At 36.1% G+C, this 24,387-nt stretch carries 14 protein-coding genes; 12 read left to right on the top strand and 2 right to left on the bottom strand.

Annotated features, from left to right (window positions below; genetic code table 11):
• The first annotated feature begins 37 nt into the window (after window positions 1–37).
• From VPAR_RS09340 to cas6, 9 genes are all read left to right on the top strand, one after another.
• The gene (locus tag VPAR_RS09340) at window positions 38–409 is read left to right on the top strand and encodes a hypothetical protein (protein WP_012865026.1); all 372 of its coding nucleotides are present in this window, start codon (window positions 38–40) and stop codon (window positions 407–409) included.
• A gap of 97 nt (window positions 410–506) precedes the next feature.
• Window positions 507–881, top strand: a complete 375-nt coding sequence (locus tag VPAR_RS09335; protein WP_012865025.1) for a hypothetical protein — start codon at window positions 507–509, stop codon at window positions 879–881.
• Window positions 882–1,208: 327 nt separating this feature from the next.
• Window positions 1,209–2,639: a [FeFe] hydrogenase, group A gene (locus VPAR_RS09330; protein WP_012865024.1), complete on the top strand. Its 1,431-nt coding sequence runs from the start codon at window positions 1,209–1,211 to the stop codon at window positions 2,637–2,639.
• Between the two features lie 489 nt (window positions 2,640–3,128).
• Window positions 3,129–4,277, top strand: coding sequence for a glycoside hydrolase family 3 N-terminal domain-containing protein (locus VPAR_RS09325; protein WP_012865023.1), 1,149 nt, complete (start codon window positions 3,129–3,131; stop codon window positions 4,275–4,277).
• A gap of 435 nt (window positions 4,278–4,712) precedes the next feature.
• Complete coding sequence (locus VPAR_RS09320) at window positions 4,713–5,777, top strand: ATP-binding protein (protein WP_012865022.1); 1,065 nt, start codon at window positions 4,713–4,715, stop codon at window positions 5,775–5,777.
• A gap of 293 nt (window positions 5,778–6,070) precedes the next feature.
• Window positions 6,071–6,937: a sigma-70 family RNA polymerase sigma factor gene (locus tag VPAR_RS09315; protein ID WP_012865021.1), complete on the top strand. Its 867-nt coding sequence runs from the start codon at window positions 6,071–6,073 to the stop codon at window positions 6,935–6,937.
• Window positions 6,938–7,256: 319 nt separating this feature from the next.
• Window positions 7,257–7,865, top strand: a complete 609-nt coding sequence (locus tag VPAR_RS09310) for a hypothetical protein (RefSeq protein WP_004694448.1) — start codon at window positions 7,257–7,259, stop codon at window positions 7,863–7,865.
• Between the two features lie 980 nt (window positions 7,866–8,845).
• Window positions 8,846–9,133, top strand: coding sequence for a hypothetical protein (locus VPAR_RS09735; protein ID WP_231968131.1), 288 nt, complete (start codon window positions 8,846–8,848; stop codon window positions 9,131–9,133).
• Between the two features lie 120 nt (window positions 9,134–9,253).
• Complete coding sequence (gene cas6 / locus VPAR_RS09730) at window positions 9,254–9,616, top strand: CRISPR system precrRNA processing endoribonuclease RAMP protein Cas6 (protein ID WP_231968130.1); 363 nt, start codon at window positions 9,254–9,256, stop codon at window positions 9,614–9,616.
• 2,315 nt (window positions 9,617–11,931) lie between these two features.
• On the opposite strand, the gene VPAR_RS09300 is transcribed toward cas6, so the two are convergent.
• Window positions 11,932–14,301, bottom strand: coding sequence for a hypothetical protein (locus VPAR_RS09300; RefSeq protein ID WP_012865020.1), 2,370 nt, complete (start codon window positions 14,299–14,301; stop codon window positions 11,932–11,934).
• A gap of 168 nt (window positions 14,302–14,469) precedes the next feature.
• Here VPAR_RS09300 and VPAR_RS09295 point away from each other — a divergent pair, with 168 nt between their 5' ends.
• The gene (locus VPAR_RS09295; protein ID WP_012865019.1) at window positions 14,470–16,614 is read left to right on the top strand and encodes a TM1812 family CRISPR-associated protein; all 2,145 of its coding nucleotides are present in this window, start codon (window positions 14,470–14,472) and stop codon (window positions 16,612–16,614) included.
• A gap of 63 nt (window positions 16,615–16,677) precedes the next feature.
• On the opposite strand, the gene VPAR_RS09290 is transcribed toward VPAR_RS09295, so the two are convergent.
• Window positions 16,678–18,693 carry a TM1812 family CRISPR-associated protein gene (locus VPAR_RS09290; RefSeq protein WP_012865018.1) on the bottom strand — a complete coding sequence of 672 codons (2,016 nt, stop codon included), beginning with the start codon at window positions 18,691–18,693 and terminating at the stop codon, window positions 16,678–16,680.
• A 2,571-nt stretch (window positions 18,694–21,264) separates the two neighbouring features.
• On the opposite strand from VPAR_RS09290, the gene VPAR_RS09670 reads away from it, so the two are divergent.
• Both VPAR_RS09670 and VPAR_RS09285 read left to right on the top strand, forming a co-directional pair.
• A complete protein-coding gene (locus VPAR_RS09670; protein WP_169302147.1) occupies window positions 21,265–21,429 on the top strand; it encodes a hypothetical protein in 165 nt (54 codons plus the stop codon).
• Between the two features lie 2,487 nt (window positions 21,430–23,916).
• On the top strand, window positions 23,917–24,315 hold the full coding sequence (locus VPAR_RS09285; RefSeq protein ID WP_012865017.1) for a DUF805 domain-containing protein: 399 nt from the start codon (window positions 23,917–23,919) through the stop codon (window positions 24,313–24,315).
• Window positions 24,316–24,387 lie beyond the last annotated feature (72 nt).

Below are 24,387 nucleotides of genomic sequence, written 5' to 3'. Positions count from 1 at the left end.
TCTAAGATGGTCGCCTCTAGTGTTGGGGAGTTTAAAAATGAAAAAATGGCTAGCTGCTATGTTTGCAGCAGGAGTTTTCTTTGTAGGTGGCTTTGGTCAAGCTGGTGCTGCTGACTGGTACTATATCGATGCTGATGCTGACGATGCGGCATGGTTTATTGACAACTCTTCTGTATATAAAACAGATGATGCGGCTACAGTACTTGTTAAAATTAACAATGTAGAAGGCTTTACATATATCTACACAGTACGGATCGATCGCAAAGAAAAAACATGGACAGAACTTGATACAACAGTATATAGCAATGCTGGTATAGCATTGCTATCCAGTAAAGAAACACAAAAACCTACGAAAATTGAACCGGACACCATGGGGGCGGAAGTTATGCAGGCCCTATGGGGGAAATAATTTCCCATAATTGAGCAGGTTTATTTTTCATACAATATTTAGTTTTTCCTTATATACTAGTTTGTATATTTTTGTATTTTCTTTGAGAGGTATTAATATGAAAAAAACATTGGCAGCTGTTTTGGCAGCAGGCGCATTATTAATCGGCGGTATTGGTAGTGTTGATGCGGCTAATTGGTATACAGTAGGCACTGATAGCAATGGTGTTACTTGGTCTATCGACAATGATTCTGTTAAAAAAGACGATAAAAAAGCGGTAATGGACATTAAAGCTATGGACTACGAAGGTTACCACTACATCGTGACTGAAGAGTTCAATCATAAAAAACGGGAAGTTAAGGATCTTAAGGTGACTCTTTATAACCCACAAGGTTATGTTGTGAAAGAGGAACAAGTTAATAAAGATAGCCGTAAAGTTGAGCCAGGTACGCCTGCGTATGCTGTATTCCAACTTATTTGGGGCGATAAATAATTGAATCCTACAGACGAGACACTCTTGATCAGTACAGGCTTGTTTGGATTGAATGATTTTGTGAAAGCTCTTCACTTGCGCACGTTCTCTTATGGAGGGCGTGCGTTTTTTATGTGAATTATTTATTGTTTCATGGTAAAATGTGATTTATATTACACTTTTTCGGAGATTTTGTGCAAAAGTGTAACAATTCTACATAGTATAAACTTTCACTATAGCGTATACTATAGGTAAGATGCAGAAGTATGGCTTGGGTGCAGTGCTCCGTAGTTTGGCATATTTCGCCCCAATAGGTTTGGTAGTTATAGTTTGTTAGAGGAGGTCCTCATGTCTCAATACGAATTTATCGATAAACGCGTGCCGATTGCACTAGACAATCCATCCATTTATCACGACATTTCCAAGTGTAAAAACTGTACGTTATGCCGTCGCGCTTGTGCGGATGTAATGAGCGTACTTGATTACTACGACCTTGATGCAAACGGCGATGTGCCTGTATGCATCCATTGCGGTCAATGTGCGGCAGCATGCCCATTCGACTCTATGCATGCTAAATCCGAGCTTGAAAAGGTAAAAGCAGCCCTTGCAGATCCTGAAAAAATCGTCGTAATCCAAACGGCTCCGGCTGTTCGTGTAGCAATTGGTGAAGGCTTTGGTTATGAACCGGGTACATTCTTGGAAGGTAAAATGGTCGGTGCCTTGCGTGCACTTGGTGCAGACTATGTAGTAGATACTAACTTTGGTGCGGACTTAACCATTATGGAGGAAGCATCCGAGCTTGTAGAACGCCTTAAAAATGGCGGACAAATTCCTCAGTTTACAAGCTGTTGCCCAGCGTGGGTACGCTTTGCGGAAATCTATTTCCCTGAATTGATTCCTAACTTGTCTTCTACACGTTCTTGTATCGCTATGGAAGCGGCCATGATTAAAACGTACTTTGCAGAGAAAAAAGACATCGATCCTCGTAATATCGTATCCGTATCTGTAAACCCTTGTACGGCTAAAAAAGCAGAAACAAAACGGGAAGAAGAAAATGCGGCGGCTCGTTACCACAATGACGACTCCCTTGGCATGGATACAGATATTTCCATCACAACTCGTGAGTTCATCCGTTGGATCCAAGAGGAAAACCTCGACTTCAATGCCATTGAAGATTCTAAATTTGATGATTTAATCGGTATGGAAACTGGGGCCTCTATCATCTTCGGTAACACTGGCGGTGTTATGGAAGCGGCGATGCGTACGGCTTACAAGCTTATCACTGATAAAGAGCCACCTCCATATGCGTTGACTCACCTCGAGGACGTTCGCGGTATGGAAGGCGTAAAAGAGGCGACTGTTCAATTGGGTGATGATGTAACATTGTCGGTTGCCGTTGTTCACGGTGGTAAAAACACACGTGACTTCTTGAATGCATTGAAAGACAGCGGTAAACACTACGACTTCATCGAAGTTATGGCGTGCCCAGGTGGCTGTATTGGTGGCGGTGGTCAACCGCGCACTAAATTGCCACAAGCAGTTAAAACTAAGGAAGCTCGTATCGGCGGTCTTTACGAAGCTGACGAAAATTATAAATGGGTTGCGTCCTATGAAAATGAAGAAATCCAAACATTGTACAAAGATTTCTTAGGCGAACCATTGGGTCACAAGGCACACGAACTTTTACATACACACTACACAGACCGCAGCGCGGTTCTTGGTACTCGTAAAGACGTAACACCTGAAACATGTCCAACATCCCCTAAATTTAAAGGCTAATGATAGCCGATTGCTTAAATATGGTGCAAGTTGGTGTTGACGACATGCCAGTAAACAAAGAAAAATTTAAAGGTTAATAATAGTCGATTACTCAAACAGCAGGCTGTTATAAAGTAATCAAATGTTTATATACTCATAGTAGCGTTAGCTATTTAGGGTATAACAACATAAAATAGAAAATCCTACGGGTCATGAGTGACTTGATACTCACGTAGCCTTTTGTTACAGTGCGGTCACTTTTTAAACGATTCGTAGGATTTTTTTATATAATTATTCAAAATTCACATATTTTTACTGTATAACTTTATTATAATAATCCAGTATAAAAAAATTATTTTATTATGAGGAAAAGATGAATCATTTAGTGTATAATATAAAAATATACTGTACGGATCAAGAGGGGACTTATGGGTGTTGCATTGGGAGAGCAACATAGAAAGCCCATAATATTCATAATATTGCGTAAGCATTAAGGAGCTTTTAGGAGAGATGAACCAGTTTTTTCGGCGGGTCCTGAGTGGCCTTGCCTTATTAGTTGCTGTCGTTGGTACAACTGGATGCCAACATGAGAGTCAGGCAGAACAAGAAACGGTACGAACCGTATCGTACCGTGCCGTCATGGAGTCCAACAAGCCGGTGTCTGAAAAGGTGGACACTTGGATTGCGGCCATGTCTCAAGAGGATAAGGTGGGGCAGCTGATGATGATCAGCCTTCATGGCAGTACGATAGGACAATCCCAAAAGGATGTGATCCGAAAATACCGTGTCAGTGGCGTTATGCTAACGAATGAAAATCTTATTAATAAGAACCAAGTGAAAACTTTCACCAGCGATATTATGCAAACGGCGATAACCTCTAGCATGGTGACACCCTATATCGGGGTACATCGTGATCGCATATTGCATGGGAATGAAAGTTTCTTGCGGTTGCCGAAGCCCAATCGGTGGGGGCAATTGCCTATGGATCGTATCATCAACTTGGCCACGCGATCTGCTATTGAAATGCGGGATATGGGTTTTAACCTAGTTATTGGGCCTAATGCTAATCTTGGTGTACCTAATATGTCTTATACATCCGATCCCACGTGGGCAGGCCATATAAACCTTGCCATGGTGGAGCGTTACCAAATTAATCATATGTGGTTCGCTTATAACTACTTTCCGGCGGTGACCTTAGGGGATGCGTCCTTTGGATCTGCTAATGAGGCGAAAGCGTATCTCAGCAATAATGATGTAGCCGTCTTTAAACGTCTCATTGCGCAGACGACGGCGAATAGCTATATGCTTGTGATGAGTCACATCCAGATTCCTGCTATCGATAACGAACACTTGGCGAGCTCCTCTAAGCCGATTATTGACGGTTGGCTTCGCAAGGAGCTTGGCTATAAAGGTATCGTTATGACAGACCGTATCGATGTGGGTGCGTTGCAATCCAATCAAAAGATAGGCGATTACGCTGTGGCCTCTATCTTGGCGGGCAGTGATCTCATCCTTGTTGATGCGGATACGATTCATATCGATGAAGTCTATCGTGCGCTGACCCAGGCGGTGGCGGATGGAACGATTTCGAATGAACGCCTCAACGAATCGGTTAAGCGCATCTTATTGATGAAAATGCAAACGCAAATTGATCCATAAGATATTTAGGAATATTAGATTTTGTAATCAGAAATTTACGAATTAGATATTTACTATTAAGAAGTTTAGTATAAGAACATTCAGTAACAATTTAATATACTTTATATGCAAATGACGTGCTATACCTTTTGGTAAGCACGTCATTTTTAATATATATAGATTAAAATATAAAATATATAGTTTAATATGTATATCTTATAATGTATAACTTATATAACCATGCCTTATAGGATATGTTGATATCAAACATATCTGGGAATAACGTAATCATAAGGCCTTTTATGATAGTAAGGAAATACGTATCACATGAAAGCTCTGATTTGATGGGTAAAAAAATTAACATAATAAAAAGCTATGTTAACTATATGAAAAAAAGTTTAATAATGATTTAAAATTATGATATAATAATTTCCGTAAATAGTTGGAGGTGAGTATATGAATTTTGTGGGACGTGCTGAGATTATAGAGAGTATCCAGTCCCGTATTGCATTGGGCCGAATGAGTTTATGTGTTGTATATGGCCCTCATCGCAGTGGTAAATCCTATGTGGCTTCGCAGCTTGTACGCCGTCATAAGGCGGTATACTTGGCGGGGCGCATGGCTAATGAATCAGTCCATGTGGCTGATATAAATAGAGCTCTTGAGGCACGTTTTGTTCCTGCTGATGCTCAAGATACATTCGAGCCTGTAGAGAGTTTGCAGCAGGCCTTTGTAAGGCTTTTTGAAAGCAGTGTGAAAACACCTCAAACTGTGGTGATTGATGATTATCCATCTTTAGTGGAAGCAGTTCCTCAGTTTCCCATTCACTTGCGCGATTTATTAGATACTTATAAAGATACGAGTCGTTTGAACATCATTTTGATGGCGAATGGCATGGAACAGCTCGATGGTCGCATCATTGGCAATCGCAGCCTTATCGGACCTTTCGTGTCCGAATATCTTGAGGTGAAACCATTTTCCTTGGTGGATATGAAATCCTTGGGCCTTCACTATGCAAAGGACGATTTGCGCACCGTCTTTGCCGTAACAGGTGGGTTACCTGCCTATGTGCAATACTTTGATAATGGTGAAAGCATCGATACGAATATTATTAACTTGTTCTTCTCAGTAACGGGAGCTCTCTTTGAAGAAACACAGTATATCTTGCATCGAGATATGAAAAATATAACGGGTGCCAATGCCATTTTAACGGGTCTTGCTAGCTTGGAAAGACCGTACTATGTGGAGCTTTTACAAGAAAGCCAAATTAAAAGTGGCACGTTCACATCTCGTTTGAACGATCTTATGTCCATGGGGCTCGTAGGTCGCATTCAGGCAAGTAGTCGTGGGAACGCGAAGTACGCGGATTACCATTTCACGAACAGTATGTTCCATTTCTGGTACCGCTATGTATATAAATACTGGGGCGACATCGTGCGCGGCTATGGTGCTGATGTATATTATAATCATGTAAAACCGCAGCTAAACGACTTTGTTCAAGCCGCGTGTATTGCGATTTAATCAGACAATTTCAGATTGAATACTATTACTTAAAGATTGAATACTATTACCCAATGATAGTATATATTTCCTCTAAAAAATGACACCACATTACATATGTGGTGTCATTTTTAGTAATTATATATTTTCAGCAATTACCCTTTTAATCGCATACTTATGTTGTACTTTGGATAGAAATAAAGACTCAAATATAACAAAATATAGTGAAATTCCAAGGAATTGCGGATTTGTCAAAACACTCTTTCCGCGGTATTGTGTACATAAGCGCTATGCCATGGCAGGAAAGGGGATTTATGTTATACACAAACGAAGAACCTTTAGTACAAAGAACATGTATTAAAACTGCAAACTTACAACATGACAACTATCAGTCAGAAAAATTAGAAACACAGGCATTACCATCTCATTCTTTATTATCGAAAGCTGATGAGTCTAGCCGAAGTATTCCAGAGAAACTGAAATTACAGACCCTCGTCTATGGTCATCAAGTCTTATCGTCCTTGTCGGACAAGAGTCTCGTGTCCATTTGTCAAAAGCCAAATATGAGGATTCAGACGGTAGGGTATCAGCCGTGGTCCGTTGATGAGCTTCGTCATGATGCGGCACAAATCGAGCTCTGTCGCAGGTATCGACCGCTCATCTTGCACTATACTAATCGCATGGGAAACCGTGAGTTCCGCGAGGACGTAGAGAGCTATCTTTGGGCCATCCTCATAGAATCGATTTATAGCTTTGATTTGGAAGGGCCCGTACCGTTTCCAGGCTTTGTGAAAGCTGGCATCATGTACGGTTACATGAGGTACTGGAAGCGGGAGCGATTGCGTTATCGCCGTGAAATTCACATCCCAGATCGCACCACCGATGATGGAGAAGTCGCCTTTGGTATGGATATCTTCGCATCTGGCGAGAATGTGGCGGATATGGTAATGAGTGCCGACGAAGAGCATAGGCTGCGAGCCCGCCTCGTATGGGCTTTAGGCAGACTATCTCCTGATCAACGGGACCTGCTGCGCCGTGTCTATGGTGAGTGTCAAAGCTTGGTATCGGTTAGTGAAGAGTTGAACTGCAGCCGCCAAGCCATCCAACGGCGCCACGAACGAGCTATTCGAAAGCTGCGTAGATATTTGAGTACGGACTTTGAAGTCTTACGTGTGCATTAGTTATTATAATTTAATTTCTTATTTATATCCTATATATTGCATATTTCTTTTAATCTCGATTAACAAATATACATAAAATATGCAATTCTCAATTTAAATGAGAAAATAATGACACATCAAGGTATATTTAACTTTTACAAGATCATAAAGTCTTTAAATATACATAAATTTCTATAGTTTTGTATATATATTTACAAATTATACAGGCTGATATACAATTAAGTCAGCAGCAGATTAAAGCATGCTAATCTGCTTTCACAGAACACGTGTTCATTGTATTGTTGAAAGGAATGTTCCTGATTAGATTGGAGAGGATTCCATGGCAATAGATGATAAACTAACAGATTTGATGGCCGCTCGGCTATCTAAAGGAGAAGATTTGGATTTGATCTACACGAATCCAAAGAATCACATTGTTTGTTTTATTCCTACCTATCAACCTAGTGGTGGGGACAGTACGAAGTGTTATTTTGTGGATGGACGCGAAGAAATGGTCCATCTGCCGATGCGAACGATTACGCGAGAGCTGGCGATGCAGGAAGGGCTGAGACCCAATTACATCATGACCAGCGATGGTCGACGCAGCAGCTATACCGCGCCTAAAACCTATGGTCCGCATTTAACCTTTGCTCATATTAAATGTCGCCGCCCTATCGGCAAGGACGTGGTGTACGGCCTCTTTAACGTGGCTATACCCTATGAATATATCGTTACGGAAGGTCCGGAACCGGATACGAGCTATATTCATGTGGCGGACTTTGCACCGATCTTGGTGTACCAATCCCCGCGTCATGTCAAACACAAACTGAATGAAGCGATGCTAGAACACTGCAACTACGTGCGTAAAATGCTAGCCCGCATCAAACTCAGCCAAAACCCTCAAGTCGTGGCCGAACTATTTATCGCCTGGAGAGACCTAACGAGATAATTCGTTGGACGGTGAAAGTACAAGTAGGAGGGTGGAGAGAAATCTGGGAAAGGAGGATAGGCGTATAAGAAAAAGAAGAAACTGCTGGAGCAGATGAACTATTGAAAATAAGTTACATATGGCATCTCAATAGAGCTACCTTATATAAGGTGGCTCTATTTTCATATGTTTTTCACTAATGCTAGTGATGTGCTATAATAGACCTAGATTTAATCTTTGGAAAACTAAATCTGCGCCGTTGTGATAGTGGCGCGGTTAAACGGCATTATTTTAGCTCGCTAAAGTGCCTTTTGGGGTAGATTTACAATCTCCGCCGTTTTTGGCATTTTAGAACCAGTAAATACCTGTTGTTTCAAAGACAGGGTTAAATTAAATGATCCCCATTAGGGGACGGAAACTCACTTGTAAACTTTCTTCATCTGCACCCGTCATTTCACGAATGTTAAATTAAATGATCCCCATTAGGGGACGGAAACCGTACTAATTGAGTTTGCACTGTGAAATCATAGATATTCAATGCTTGTTAAATTAAATAATCCCCTGATGGAGACGGAAACCAAGCTATATGACCTATAGCAATAGCTTCTTTTGTTGCACTAATATTAAATAAAATGATCCTCATTAGGGGACGGAGACTAGGTACTCTTTGGCTAATTCTCTATATTCTTTATCCGTCATGTGTTAAATTAAATAATCCTCATTTGGGGACGGAAACATATGGAAATCATCATTAATGATATGCAGTAATTCATGTCTAATGTTAAATTAAATAATCCCCTTACGGGGCCGGTTCTTATATCAAAAACTTATATAAGTACAAAAATATAGCCAGTATCTTCTTTTTAGTGAATATACTGGCTTTTTTGTATAAATCGGATGTCTTTTCTATTGGTTTTAATTAGAAATGAATATATAATGAAATCGATAGATTGTGAGTGTTATATATTCAGATATGCGTAAGATAGAAAGGAGGGATTTTATTGTCTGATAATGTAGAGATTATGTCTATAGAGTTGGTTATAGTTGCAGATCTATCTATCAAAATTGTACAGTCCATAGGTAGTGTTTTACATGGTGTACTAATGGAGCTTGTGGGAACAGAGTATGCAGGCCAATTACATGAGACTGGTTTACGTCCTTATAGCCAATATATTTACTTTGATAAACATAAAAAACAATATATATGGCGTCTTTCAGCCGTAACAGCTGATGCAGTTAATCGTATAGTAAGACCTGCGTTAGAAATGCCTGAGAAAATCTTCTTATAGCAAAAGCGAGGTTATTTATATATTAAAGATAGAACTATTTTGGAAGAAACCTCCTATGAGGCTTTGATACATAAGTTCTGGAGTAGTGATGCATTCTACTCTCAGACTAAGTTACAGTGCATGAGTACCACAAGTTTTAAAGTAGATCGGCAATATACAATCTTCCCCGAAGCATTTCGTATATACCGCTATTTATTGCGTCAATGGAATCACTTTAGTACTTTTGGAATGATGGATGCTGATTCCCTTTTAGATACTCTTAAAAAGGGGGTATTTATACGAGACTATAATCTACGTATGGGAATTTATAGTCTTGAAGGCATAAATATAAGAGGATTCCGAGGTCAAATTGTTATGCAATTTAAAAGAAATATAGAATTGCAAAGGATTTTGGCACTGTTGGGTTACTATAGTCAATTTACTGGACTTGGTATTAAAACGGCACTTGGTATGGGTGGTGTGAAGTGTGAAATTATAGAATAGTTTCCACTAGAAATATATGAATGTTAAAAAGTTAATATTCATATATTATTGGCTTTATCTGAATTTATAGATAGAGTTTTTTGTACAGTTTTACTTGTTTATCTGGGTATAGTAGATAGTATTTTAATTGTCTAAATATGGTATTAAATGAGAAGAATTGACATGGATATTATGGTATGGTCTTAGACTAAGGGTAATAAGGGTAGATGATTGATTATATTTTTCTTTAAACTCAAATGAAAAGAAAATGAACTTAATTGTTGACGTAAAATCTATAAACCCTTATAATAACTGTAATCTTAGAAAAATCATTTACCACTAGTATTTATCTATGCTCATCGACATTTTAGATGCAATGGGAGCACAATTTGACCGTTTACGGTGTGAGGTTTGCCAAAACCTATTTTTAAGCCACATGAATACTGGCTTTCTAAGACACGCTGTTGCAACAGTGCTTACCGTTTACGGTATTGAAACATTATATGAATATTATTACTAAATCAGAACATCAAAGTTGCAACAGTGCTTACCGTTTACGGTATTGAAACTCTATAAATTAGTCACGACTATAATTATTAAAGTCGTGGTTGCAACAGTGCTTACCGTTTACGGTATTGAAACATTATATGAATATTATTACTAAATCAGAACATCAAAGTTGCAACAGTGCTTACCGTTTACGGTATTGAAACTCTATAAATTAGTCACGACTATAATTATTAAAGTCGTGGTTGCAACAGTGCTTACCGTTTACGGTATTGAAACACCCATTCGCCTAGTGCTTTATGATAGTGACTTACAGGGTTGCAACAGTGCTTACCGTTTACGGTATTGAAACTTGTATTGATGGCGGTGCACAATATTATCAAATGTTAAGTTGCAACAGTGCTTACCGTTTACGGTATTGAAACCAATAAGATCAATATTATTAATATTATCAAGCTGGCTAGTTGCAACAGTGCTTACCGTTTACGGTATTGAAACCTCCTTTATAAACATTATAATAAATAATCGTAACATACAAGTTGCAACAGTGCTTACCGTTTACGGTATTGAAACTCTTCACCTTCTTCATGGAATTCGCCTTCATCATCAAGTTGCAACAGTACTTACCGTTTACGGTATTGAAACTGTAAACCAATAGCTTTATTTTTATGGCCAAATGCTGCAGAGTTGCAACAGTGCTTACCGTTTACGGTATTGAAACGCTTCATAAACTGCGATAACACACATAATAATTCTCGTTGCAATAGTACTTACCGTTTACGGTATTGAAACTTATCGGAGTTGAGCCAGCTTCACGCATCAATTAGTTTTTGTTGCAACAGTGCTTACCGTTTACGGTATTGAAACCCCTAAAATTGATTTCTGACCGCTCGCAGTCGGACCGTTGCAATAGTACTTACTGTTTACAGTATTGAAACGACATTTCGTTCAAGGTAACTTCTTGCTTCATTAAGTGCGGTTGCAATAGTATTTATCGTTACGATATGTGTACTACAGATGGTGAGGTAGAAGCGGGCACAGCGCAACGATGAAATCCTCTATATTGCAGTTATTTATACAGATTGAAGGTGTAAATAAAGGTGATAAGGGGTTGCACTATATTTTTATATCTAATAGAAAACGAGTGAATCTTTTGAATTCACTCGTTTTTTTTATGTCTTAGTTTTTTTGAATTTGGTTATATTAGCTTTCATCTTATACTAAAGACGTAGCCGATGAGCGGTGATAATCTTAATATGTTTAGGGGATCCTAGTTTTGCATCAGATTATTTGTAGCTTGTTGGGGATTGTAGAAAATATGTATAGCGTTAGGTATAGGAGGTAGTATATGAACATTAATTGGAATGGATTATTTTAATAATAGTATATTTAGTTGTAATGATAGGAGGGATGTTATGTCGCCTTTAGCAGTGGATTCTGCAGTAGCAGTGTTAGTAGCGGTGCTTGATGCACTTGAAGAGTAATTTTATTTATGTATGTTGATCGGTTAAAGTTTGTAAGGTGGTGATATTTTGAGTAAGTATAGAATTGGATTAGAAAAGTAATTATTTTGTTAAATTGTATAGGGTAGTTAATCATATGTTAGGTTTCATACTATCTTAAACAGAGCGTAGTAAGTGACCTCGTTTTTTTGATTCGTTAAGTTTTAGTACATAGTATTATTGTATAATTGGTGTAGATTTTGATTTGGATACAAAAAAGTTAAAGGACCTAGTGCATAGAGATATGTGACTAGGTCCTTTAGTTTATTAAAAGGATACCTCTATTGTATATAAAGGTATCCTTTTAATCGTATAATTTTATAAATATTAGATACTAGGGGCATGAATGAGTGCTATTTTATAAATTGTTTCTAGTTGCTTTTTTAACGGACCATCATCTGTAATTCGGACTGCACAGCCTAGTTTTAATAAATGTCGTAAGATATCTATTTCCTGGAAGGGAAGATAGCTAACTTCAATGGTAAACTCTTCATCGTTAATATCTTTAGCTTGAATTGTATAGTTGCTAAAATAGTTAAAGCAACGATCAACTGCATTGTTTGCATCGTGCAAGGTAAATGTTACGGTTCGCTTTGATTCATCTCTATAGTTAGCATATATAGTTTCTATATCTTCTAGTCGTGGTGCAGCCGTTTTTATGATATTAGATTCATTGCGTAGTGGATAGTCTAAAAAGGTATCCGTTGCATGGTCATAGGCAATAAGCGTATAGCCATTGCTTCCTACAGAGTATTCTATTCGACAAGGAGATAGATCCTTATCTTGAATAATGATACGTTTGTTATTTTGGATAGCTTGTAAGCACTGGATAATTACTTGCATTGTTAACGGAGTATCGTCTGTCATGGTTGGAACACGTGTCCATGATCCTCTTGGAAAAGTAGTGTCTGCAGTTTCTAATTCAGTAGATAATATTTGACATAGCTCTGGTGAAAGCAACCAGTTAGCTCGAGTATCAGAAATGAGATCCTTTAAGAACATTCTTTCAGCATCAGAGATAATAACAAGAGGCAAATCTGGAAGGATAGACTCAACCTCTTCGCCATTTTCATTTGGCTCAACTAATGCATCGGCTAGAAATTGCTCATAATCATCATTCCGTAATACTTTTTTGTATGGGGCTGGCGTGAGCAGCCTACGATGGTTAATTAATTCTTCTATATCTTGTTTTGTATGGACAACACCATTAATTAAGTCTAATTGCAATTGGTATTGTGTCGTAAAAGTGATAGCATTGATATCGTTTAAAACAGATGATACATAGGTACCATCTAAGTCTTTGTCTTTTTTAGTATTGTTATTATTAGATTCTTTTCTTTGAAGTGGATGAAGGAATCGATTAATTTTCTTTCGCTTTTTATATCCTTCTGGTTCTACAAAATCTATATTTAAAGAGGCGTATAAATTATTGTAGAATTTATCCTTAATACTGGATTTATTTGTGTATGTAATATATACATAAGGTAAATAGCTACGTAATTGTGGTAATAATTGTAAGGTATCTGGTACTTTTAGTTGTAATTCTATATATTCATCTGTTTTTGAGAGCACTGTTAGGAATTCTTTGAAATGACGAATAAATTTATCGTAGACCAACTCATAATTTTTTAAGGTCAAGAAGTGAATGATACAAGTATCAAATGTTTTATTTCTTGTTTGTATTTTTGGTACAGCATTAGTACTATTATATTTTGTAACCTCAAGAGCCTTGATGCGATCGATACGATTCCATTGGATACGTCCGTTATTAATACTACATAGCATATTTTTATTTTCCCCATAATGGGTTTGTAACGCTAATGGACTAACGATTTCCCTAGGTTTCCCAGATTCATAAAAGGATAGACGCACCTTTTTTTGTCGATGTAAGGCATCGGCTAAAGGGTAGAAAATGTCTCCATCAATTACATTATTTGGATTATTATCCTTGAAAGAAAAATATGTATTATTAAAGTCATAGTACATAGACTTTTGTTGGTCTTTTAAAGAAAAGTCATTAATCAAATACATAATTTTCTTGAGTAAGATATGACCTGCTGCTGAAGTAATAGAAATATTAGTATAAAAGAATACTGCCATTGCTAGTTCTTGCAATTGCTGTTTTGATAGTTCCTCTATAATAGTTGGTTTTATTGAATATGCATAGCCTTTTGTGTGCTCTGTTTTGGTGATAGCACCTAAAATTTCTAATGTCTTTACTTGGCGTTGAATATATTGTTGATCAATAATGCAAGGGGGCTCTTGTTTTTTGTTTCGTTGTTCATATAGGTTTTCTACCAAATCAATATAGTGATCCAAGTATGGTTCTTGGTTTAAATTATTATATAAATCTGTAATAGTTACATCATCGTTTGCTCCAATATATGATAAGATGCAGAGCTGTACATAAATTTGTTCTGGAACGGCAGCATATAATTCATATAAATTGTTAAGATAATTATAGCCATCTATAAAATCATCTTTTGCCAAATGATGAATAGATGTTTTACCAATTCTTTGTGTGTAAATGTGACGTATGATATCAAAATAATCAAGGCGACGAATCACATCGTCGTGCTGACTTTCTTTGATACCACGAACTGTTGCTTTACCTCTATTATGGTTTCCGAAAGTTAAGCTGCGAATAAATTGGCGCATACTAGCTAAATCATTTAGATAATTAGTTGTTGTTGCCATTATTGACTCCCTTTTAAATATGTACATTCCCGACTGTACAAAATGATTCTTAATTATGAATATAACATGATACAATATAAAATGTAAGGATAAAATTCGAGGGTAGGTTCTGATAATACACGGATGACCAAGTGTAGTTAATCAATTAATGTAGGTTTGGTGAAAGCTATGGCAATTCATAATATATTTTTGTCTTTTTTGAGTAAGGTGTCTAATACGAGTATAAAGACAATTGTAAATGCAGATATGGAAGATGCTATTCGTAGTAGTATTGCCACGAATGAGTCGTCTTTGAAATATATTTTATACCATACATGGAAGGATGAAAAAACAAGAGATATATCCTTTGATAAGATATATTTATTATGTACTGATGGTGTAATGGCACATCAAAGTAATAGCCCATCATCTTATGATATCTTTGTTAATCAAATGTGTAAGTTTTATAAAGTGATGGGCCGCAATGAGCAGGCCTTTTTAGATGCTCTTGATCATGTCCCATGTGGTACAGACTTAGATGATATTAGTCGTATTAAGTCTAGCATCATTGAGATGTCAAAGAAGATTCTTGATTTTAAAGATACTTTCACCAATGATAAAGATGAGGTCCGCCTCTATATGGATATCACTGGTGGCCCACGCAATGCAGCTATGATTCTCCTTGTTATTAGTAGACTGCTCGCCTATCATGGTATCGTTGTTGATGATGTATATTACTCTGGTTATAAGGAAATCGAGAACGACTCAGGAGAAATTACAGTTCATAAAGTACTAGATATTTATGAGCTTTTTGATATTATTGCAGGATTTGAAGAGTTTAAACTATTTGGTAGTGCCAAAAAATTAAATACTTACTTTAAGCCACCTGAAAATATTGGAACAGGTAATATTGAATCGACTGCTACCGCTACAAAAAAATTGCTAAAAGCTATGGACAGCTTTTCAGAAGCTATTAATATTTCAAGCCGTGGTGCATTTGAAAAATCTATAGCTTGTCTTGATGATAGCTTAGCCTTAGTACGTAGTATGGCAAATAATATAGATAGCAATAAGACCTTTGACCAAGAATTAATTGAATTATTGCATAAACCTATTGAGCAGTCGTATACTACACTTTTACAACATCATCGCAATCATGCTTCTGATGAACTAGCCTATATTGACTGGTGTTTAGATCATGATTATTTACAACAAGCACTTACCTTATTTTGTGAATATGTACCGGAATATGCAGTAGATAAAGGTATTATAGAGTGTGACCCACTCGTGTTTAATGCATATTATGAAGATACGCAACAGAATAAAGAAAAGAGATTGCTCCAAGCTGCTATAAAAGCATGGAATAGAGCCGGGAATAATATCGAGTTTAGTACATTTTATAATGTAGTCATGCCCGATCATGATAAGAAAACTTCTGAAAAAGATGTACGGTCTATGCCTATGCGCTTATTCAATTCTATTAATAACGCTCGTATGCAAAACTTGACGGCTATGATAAATACAAAAAAAGATAAAGTAGCTCCAGGTATCGATAAAGTAATTACTTATTATATTAAATTCGTAAGAAACGAAAAAAAGAAAATACAAATTGTTGAAAGAGACTTTCAAAAGCAGAAGGAATGTATTCATTTGATGGTGGATGAATACACTACTAAACTTAGAGAAAAATGTGAGGTTCTCTTAAATCAATATGGGTTTACACTTTATTTACAAGACGGTAGATATGCTGATAATTATACATTATTAGAATATATCTCGTTTTTGCAAGATATTCTAGAAAGCTCAGAGAATATAGAGAACTTTAATAATATATTAGAGTCATTGTGTAAAAATATAATATCTGAAGTTTTAAGTAAAGAGGAATATAAAGAGTATATTATTTGTGATGCAGATAATTCTTCGTTTAGGTTGAAAAAAACAAGTATGTTAGCGCGTAATATGGTATGTAATGCTATATTAAATCATTTAATTGAAGAAAAAAAATATAAGGCCTATAAGAGTCTTATTATGCATCAATTACCAGATACTAAAGATAGTGCAGTGACTACGGCTGAGTTATTATTATCACAACGAAAACCGTATGATAAAGGGGTTCCTTTATTTGAGGTTTCGGGTGTATATATTCCGCATGTAGCATTAGAGGATGTAACTAAGACAATGAAGTTTATTGAGCAATACTTTGAGATAAAAAAGGCACGTAATGATAGTAATCATGCGAATAAAGAAGCATTATGTAAATATACTACTTCACAAGAATTGCTAGATGAGATGCGTAAATGTGTGGCAATGGCAAGAGAATTGAGTAGAAAATAGGATATTTAATATAAGAGGCTATAGATAGTAATAATCTATAGCCTTTTGGTTTTTATGAAATTATTATTGATTATACGTACAGATATATTCACGAACCTCACGAATATCATTAAGACATTGTTTTAACTCCCTTTTTATGTCTTCACTTTCAATAAACTGGCCCCGTTTTTCTTCACGTGCATGTGCCGTATCATTTCGACTACCTTTTAATGTTCTATAAAGATTTAATATGCGAGCCACTTGTGTTATTTTTTCTGGATTGCTTTTTAATACTGAATTAAGTGTGAGTCCATCTATTCCATAAAGTTGATGGGGGAATAAATCTATTGGATATTGATATGATACAAAATTAGCAAATAGAAAACGATATATATCATCATTGTTTGAGTTCGTGAAGATTGAAATAAATGCATCTCTTACCTTAAAGAGTTTATTAGTGTCGTTAAGTATAATTTCATATTGATCATTAACTGTTACAACATCGCTAGGTAAATCTTTAAATTCTTTTAATTGATGTACAAGTGCAGCAGTAAAATATCTTCTAATATCTTTACTGAACTCATTTATACCTACAATAGATTTGGTATTTATACCTATATTACTGATAAGTCGCAGTAGCTTACTAGGCACATTAACATTATTATTGGTAAACGTTTTGTATTTCAAATAATTATGTGGCTCTTTTTCTGCTTCTTTTAAGATTATTTGATTAATATCGTTTATTAGTTGCTCTTCAAATTTAGGGTATTGTGTATCCTCTCTAGTAATGTTAGTACTAATGTTATTTTTCTTGTTTTTTAATGTTCGTTGGATAATTTGCTTAGACTCTTTTGAAAAATCACCACTAAAGTATTTCAGTAATACGCTTTTTATTTTATTATTAATCTTAGTCGCTATATTGTTTACGCTTTCCATTGTTTTGGCGGTATACTCATTAATCGTATTAAAGTTCTCCATAGAGGCACTCAATTCATTGTCTGAGTCTGTAGGGAAGATTGTGTCGTCTAAAATAATCATTTTAGATTCTAAAATAGCACGAGGTACAAATTCAGCGAACAGTGCTAAGGCCTGCTGTAGATAACCATTAGCTAGGCACCAATCAATGTATGCTAAATCGTCTTCTTTATTAGCTAGCACTGTTTTATAGTTATTTTGAATTTTGCCACTCATTAATTTGAGTGCCTCAATTTCAAAGTTTTTATGGTTTTCCCTATAATTTACAGGGATTTCTTGTTTAGAGGATTCGATATCTGTTAAAAGTTTATGAATGTCCTCCATGGATCTTTGGAACATACCGCGACTAGATAGACGAACGGCTTCTGAAAAATCTCCCATGCTAGAGATTAGTTCTTTGATTTGGACATCGGGGTTATCTAAAGTATTTACATAGTTTTTTAAGGTATCAACACTACCAAATTGGTTGAACTCAGCAAATCCTGTAATCATATCATAAATATTATAGATGGAGTTCCCTTCATATACTCGAACTATGCTATTGTTATTTGCATTTACATTGGCATATAAAATAGTTCCAATTTCAATACCTTGAAAAGCTACTAGTCTAATAATGGCAATCATCAGCATAATAGCTGTTCGTGGGCCACCAGATAAGTCTACATGTAAGATAACCCTGTCGTCAGATGACTTGCTTTTGTAATATTCCATTATAGCTTGAGACATATCTATGATGCTGTCCTTTAGATTGTCTATATAGTCAATGTCACCACAATCTATATAATTAATTATTTCTGGGCCCCACGTAATAGGTATACTGGTATTATTGATATAATCACACATTTGCTCTTCAAATACGTTGAGGCTTGATATGGTAGATTCTTTAAACGTATTCTCCATTTCTGGTGATTTAAAAAAGAACAGCTTATCTAATTTGAAAGTGGAGTTCTCTTTTCTTTTATTATGTAAAAGATACTTTAAAGCGGATTCATTAGTTTGACGGATGATATCAAAGGGAGCCAGCTCAGTAAGATTAATAACTGTTTTTTCTAGCTTTTGAGGATTATATGGATTATCTTTTGTATTTAAGGTACTTAAAAATGTTAGGTAAATATGATGTTCCATAATAGGACTCCTAGTAAATTGAGATTTAAAAATGAATCTTTTATGAATACTATATCAGATTTTAAAAGAATTACATAGAGGCTGGTTTGGCGTAAAAACTGACATACATAGAAAGTGAATATTGGGATTCATTTTTTTGTCTTAGTTTTCTTGAATAGGGGCACTTAAGTTTTCGTTTTATAATAATCTTGTAGCCTATACGAAATACTTTTGAAGTATAAGATTAAAGGTTCGTCCTAGTTTTTATGAATTCATGGGTAAATTAGATTAGTTTATACTTTAGATAGTTAATTTAGTTTTATAAAACAAGGAGGTAATATGCGTAGTAAGATTGGATGTCTAGATTTGTAATTGAAGTTGTATTATATTGTTTAAGATTTTATTATAGGAGGAATTACTATGTTACCATTTTTAGCAGCAGCAGCGGCCGTGGCCGCATGGGAAGGTTTTGCAGTAGGTGTATCCGTATATCAAGCAATAAAGTCTGGTGACTAATCATTGGTTGATATAAATAAGAAAGGTAGGTGATACTGTGTATTCATTTGTAAGATTAGCTGTAGACTTAGCCCTTTGTGCATTATTTAAAGATAAAAAGTATTAGAGGAGGTATTTGTATGGCACTATTTGTAGATTTTGGTTTAGTTCATGTTTATGTTGAGGAGTAATTTTGGTTGTTATAATTGAATCTGATATTAATTAGGCCTATTCATATGATGTCATATGGATAGGTTTTTTTATGTAATGTTCGGTTAAAGTCATTTTTTATGTATTAAATGTATTATAATTTGCTGAATAAAGATAATATCTGCCTTTTGCCAAAAATAAACAAAATTACGGGTGTACGCTTTCATATTTAATGTAAAAGAGCAAACCTTTAGATTCACTTTCTTGCGTCTTAGTTTTTTTGAATATGGACTTATCGTTTTTCATTTTATAATTATCTTGTAGCCTAGAGAAAAATACTATGATATATAGAGATGATGGTTCGCCTTAGTTTTTATGAATTCAATTGTATCTTTGAAGAGGTTATACTGTGGATAGTTAATTTAGTAATATTAATTAGGAGGTAATGAATGACTCGTAGAATTGGACATTTGAAATTGTAAAGGTTAAAGTATTTGTTTTGTTTGTATGTGCTTTAGGAGGAATTAATATGTTACCATTATTTGCAGCAGCAGCGGCCGCGGCCGCATGGGAAGGTTTTGCAGCAGGTGTATTATTAGGTGTGTCCGTATATAAAGCAGTTAAATCTGAAGACTAATCGTTGGTTTATATCTTAAGAAAGGTAGGTGATAGTATGTATCCATATATAGGCTTTGCCGTAGGACTAATAGTATGTAAATTATTTGAGGATTAATATAAGGAGAAATAGTATGAAGCAATTGCTACAGCATGATTTAGTAGAAAATAGGAAATCTCAGTTTTAAGTATAGTATCAAAAAAGTTTTGATTATAATGAGGTGAAAATATGGATGAACTATTGGATCTAGTAATAGAAGTAGCCGTTGATGCGGCGGTAGATTTTGTATTAGACGAATTATTTGATTAGGGATAGGGGGTGTTGTACATGTCAGCTTTAGTAGGATTATTATTGTTGTATATATTCGCTTGGTATCTCGAGGATTAATAGTAAAAGTAATGATGGAATTTAATTGTATATAGGCCTATTCGTATGATGTCATATGGGTAGGTCTTTTTTATATGTTGCAGATAGACTAAATCCTTTTCTAAGGTATTAAAATTAATTTAAAGCTTGGTAAACTTAGATAAGACCAGTATTTTAATAAAATAGAACAGAAAGAAAATGATAAAGAATATTGACGTAATATTCAGAAAACCTTATAATTACTGTAACCTTAGAAAAATCATTTACCACCAGTATTTACCTGTGCTCATCGGCATTTTTGATCAAATGAGAGCCTAATCTGACCGTTTACGGTGTGAGGTTTGCCAAAACCTATTTTTAAGGCCTATGAATACTGGCTTTCTGAGGCACGCTGTTGCAACAGCACTTACCGTTTACGGTATGCGCCGAAGGGTGCGAGACAGCAGAGGCGCAAAGCGACGATGAGGTCCGCACATCTCAAGTACCTGAACGAAGTGAAGGTAAAACGAAGGTGATAAGGGATCCAGCCTACCGTTTACGGTATTGAAACTGGTCTGAAGTGTTCTCCGTTCCTTGTCCATTCCCCTCGTTGAAACAGTACCTACCGTTTACGGTATTGAAACTTTACTCCTTTCCCGAAGATTTCACGAACTTCTACGAGTTGCAACAGTACTTACCGTTTACGGTATGCGCCGAAGGGTGCTAGACCGCAGAGGAGAAAAGCGACGATGAGGTTTGCACATCTCAAGTACCTGAACGAAGTGAAGGTAAAACAGAGGTGATGATGTAATAGTCTTACCGTTTACGGTATTGAAACTTTCGAGCAAAATTCCATTCAAATTGTCGCAATACCAAGTTGCAACAGTACTTACCGTTTACGGTATTGAAACCCGCTGATAGCTTGTGTAGTCATATCAACGTTCTCTGGTTGCAACAGTATTTACCGTTTACGGTATTGAAACATGATGTTTACCATCATACATATCGGCATCTGTTCCAAGTTGCAAGAGTACTTACTGTTTATGGTATGCGCCGAAGGGTGCGAGACAGCAGAGGAGCAAAGCGACGATGAGGTCCGCACACCTCAAGTACCTGAACGAAGTGAAGGTAAAACAGAGGTGATGAGGTAATAGTCTTACCGTTTACGGTATTGAAACATAAACATAATCGGCTTGGTATGTCTTGAGCTTTTTGGTTGCAACAGTACTTACCTTTTAGGGTATGCGCAGAAGGGTGCGAGGCAACAGAGGAGCAAAGCGACGATGAGGTCCGCACATCTCAAGTACCTGAACGAAGTGAAGGTAAAACGAAGGTGACAAGGTAACAGCTTTTATCGTTTATGATTGTGTATTTTCATATTTAATGTAAAAGGGTGAATCTTTAGATTCACCCTTTTTTTGCATCTTAGTTTTTTTGAATATGGATTTGTCGATTTTCATTCTATAATTATTTTGTAACCTAGAGCGAAATACTTGAATTATAGAGATGATAGTTCGCCTTAGTTTTTATGAATTCAATTGTATCTTTGATAAGGTTATACTATGGATAGTTAATTTAGTCATATGAGTTGGGAGGTAATGAATGACTTGTAGAATTGGATATTTAAAATTGTAAATGTCAAAGGATTTATTTTGTTTATATGTATTTCAGGAGGAATTAATATGCTACCATTATTTGCAGCAGCAGCGGCCGCAGCCGCATGGGAAGGTTTTGCAGCAGGTGTATTATTAGGTGTGTCCGTATATCAAGCCGTTAAGTCTGATGACTAGTTGTTGGTTGATATATTAAGAAAGGTAGATGATAGTATGTATCCATATATAGGCTTTGCCGTAGGATTAATAGTATGTAAATTATTTGAGGACTAATACAAGGAGAAAATAGTATGAAACAATTGTTACAATATAAATTAGTAGAAAACAGGAGATGTAAGTTTTAAGGATTGTATTAAAAGGTTTTAATTGTAATGAGGTGAAAATATGGATGAACTGTTGGATTTAGTAATAGAAATAGCTGTTGATGAAGCAGTAGATTTTGTACTAGACGAATTATTTGATTGAGTATAGGAGAGGTGTACATGTCAACTCTAATAGGATTATTATTGTTGTATATATTCGCTTGGTATCTTGAGGATTAATAGTAGAAATAATGATGGAATATAATTGTATATAGGCCTATTCATATGATGATGTATGGATAGGTCTTTTTATATGTAGTAGATAGACTAAATCCTTTTTTAGGTATTCAAATTAAGTTAAAAATTGTTAAACTTAGATACTATCTACATTTAATTAAAAATAAGCCATAAGTCAGAAAGAAAACGATAAAGAATATTGACGTAAAATCGAGAAACCCTTATAATTACTGTAACCTTAGAAAAATCATTTACCACCAGTATTTACTTATGCTTATCGGTATTTTTGATCCAGTGGGAGCCCAATCTGACCGTTTACGGTGTGAGGTTTGCCAAAACTTAATTTTAAGCCCCATGAATACTGGCTTTCTGAGGTATGCTGTTGCAACCGCTCTTACCGTTTACGGTATTGAAACCTAGTTCTGCTTTCTTATTTTCAGCATCATGTAGAGTTGCAACCGCTCTTACCGTTTACGGTATTGAAACTAGAAGGGGTTGAATATTCTACTATTGCCATGTCTGCAGCTTCGTTGCAACCGCTCTTACCGTTTACGGTATTGAAACATTATTGCTGTACTTCAAAATGACAATTACTTTGGGTTGCAACCGCTCTTACCGTTTACGGTATTGAAACGCTAGAAATAATTCGAATCCGATTACAAATCCTAAAGTTGCAACCGCTCTTACCGTTTACGGTATTGAAACTATTGGGAGTTTTGAATTTCTTTATGCATTTGCATAAAGAGGTTGCAACAGCACTTACCGTTTACGGTATGCGCAGAAGGGTGCGAGACAGCAGAGGAGCAAAGCGACGATGAGGTCCGCACATCTCAAGTACCTGAACGAAGTGAAGGTAAAACAAGGGTGATAAGGGATTCATCTTACCGTTTACGGTATTGAAACATTTATAACTATCGGCAATTTTAATTTTAGATGATTCGTTGCAACAGCACTTACCGTTTACGGTATTGAAACCCAAAGAACTTAATGAGTTTCAAAACATTAGCTCTACGTTGCAACAGCACTTACCGTTTGCGGTATGTGCAGAAGGGTGCGAGACAGCAGAGGAGCAAAGCGACGATGAGGTCCACACATCTCAAGTGCCTGAACGAAGTGAAGGTAAAACGAGGGTGATAAGGGATTCAGCTTACCGTTTACGGTATTGAAACCCGGTCCATGTTCCGTGTGTGGTGAATTTCCAAGGTTGCAACAGCGCTTACCGTTTACGGTATGCGTCGAAGAATGGGAATATCTAACTTAAAAATTACATAATAATAAAGAACTGTGTTCTTGTGTATGTCACACAAAAATACAGTTCTTTTTTTGTTCCTAGTTTTTCTGATTAGTTCACTTTCAGTATGATTCGTATAATGAACTCAACAAGTTTAATTGGTCTTATATAGGAGGTAGTATATGGCAATGTTGTTTTTAACTTTATTGGTGTGGTTTGTATTACCATCACGGAATGATTATTAAGGAGGGTATTATGGAAAATTTACAGGAAGAATTAAAGTCTATGTTGTCCTTATCAGGGCGTATGAATCGTCGCTCTTATTTTATGAATTTGTTGATGATTATTGGTATTGGCTATCTTGGGGGTCTTTGTATTAGTCTTGCCCCTGTATCAAAGTTTTTCTGGGTATTGGGTTGGTCAATCATAGGGTATTCTGTTATTCGAGAGTTAGCTATTGCATCGCGTCGTATTCATGATTTAAATGGACCAACTTATTTAGCAGGTATTTATATTGTGGCCGCTATAATAGCTATTTTTGAGCCCACTTTGGCTAAAATAATGGGATTTGTAAAAATTGGTTTAGTGCTGATGCCAGGGGATGAAGATCCTAATAATTATGGTGAAAGACCAGATTCAATGATTGTTGTTTAGTAAAGGAGTAAATGGAATGACTAGCTTCATAGGGATATTTTTATGTGGGATTGTATTGTTTATGATTTTTGA

The organism is Veillonella parvula DSM 2008 (genome assembly GCF_000024945.1).
Classification (GTDB): Bacteria; Bacillota; Negativicutes; order Veillonellales; family Veillonellaceae; genus Veillonella; species Veillonella parvula.
This window is presented reverse-complemented; position numbering and strand designations above follow the sequence as displayed.

Bases quoted from the DNA above. Each gene is read 5' to 3' on its own strand.
- VPAR_RS09340 (WP_012865026.1), top strand. From the start codon at position 38: ATGAAAAAATGGCTAGCTGCTATGTTTGCAGCAGGAGTTTTCTTTGTA.
- VPAR_RS09310 (WP_004694448.1), top strand. From the start codon at position 7,257: ATGGCAATAGATGATAAACTAACAGATTTGATGGCCGCTCGGCTATCT.
- VPAR_RS09325 (WP_012865023.1), top strand. From the start codon at position 3,129: ATGAACCAGTTTTTTCGGCGGGTCCTGAGTGGCCTTGCCTTATTAGTT.
- VPAR_RS09315 (WP_012865021.1), top strand. From the start codon at position 6,071: ATGTTATACACAAACGAAGAACCTTTAGTACAAAGAACATGTATTAAA.
- VPAR_RS09300 (WP_012865020.1), bottom strand. From the start codon at position 14,301: ATGGCAACAACAACTAATTATCTAAATGATTTAGCTAGTATGCGCCAA.
- VPAR_RS09295 (WP_012865019.1), top strand. From the start codon at position 14,470: ATGGCAATTCATAATATATTTTTGTCTTTTTTGAGTAAGGTGTCTAAT.
- VPAR_RS09320 (WP_012865022.1), top strand. From the start codon at position 4,713: ATGAATTTTGTGGGACGTGCTGAGATTATAGAGAGTATCCAGTCCCGT.
- VPAR_RS09290 (WP_012865018.1), bottom strand. From the start codon at position 18,693: ATGGAACATCATATTTACCTAACATTTTTAAGTACCTTAAATACAAAA.
- VPAR_RS09330 (WP_012865024.1), top strand. From the start codon at position 1,209: ATGTCTCAATACGAATTTATCGATAAACGCGTGCCGATTGCACTAGAC.
- VPAR_RS09335 (WP_012865025.1), top strand. From the start codon at position 507: ATGAAAAAAACATTGGCAGCTGTTTTGGCAGCAGGCGCATTATTAATC.
- VPAR_RS09670 (WP_169302147.1), top strand. From the start codon at position 21,265: ATGTTTACCATCATACATATCGGCATCTGTTCCAAGTTGCAAGAGTAC.
- cas6 (WP_231968130.1), top strand. From the start codon at position 9,254: ATGAGTACCACAAGTTTTAAAGTAGATCGGCAATATACAATCTTCCCC.
- VPAR_RS09285 (WP_012865017.1), top strand. From the start codon at position 23,917: ATGGAAAATTTACAGGAAGAATTAAAGTCTATGTTGTCCTTATCAGGG.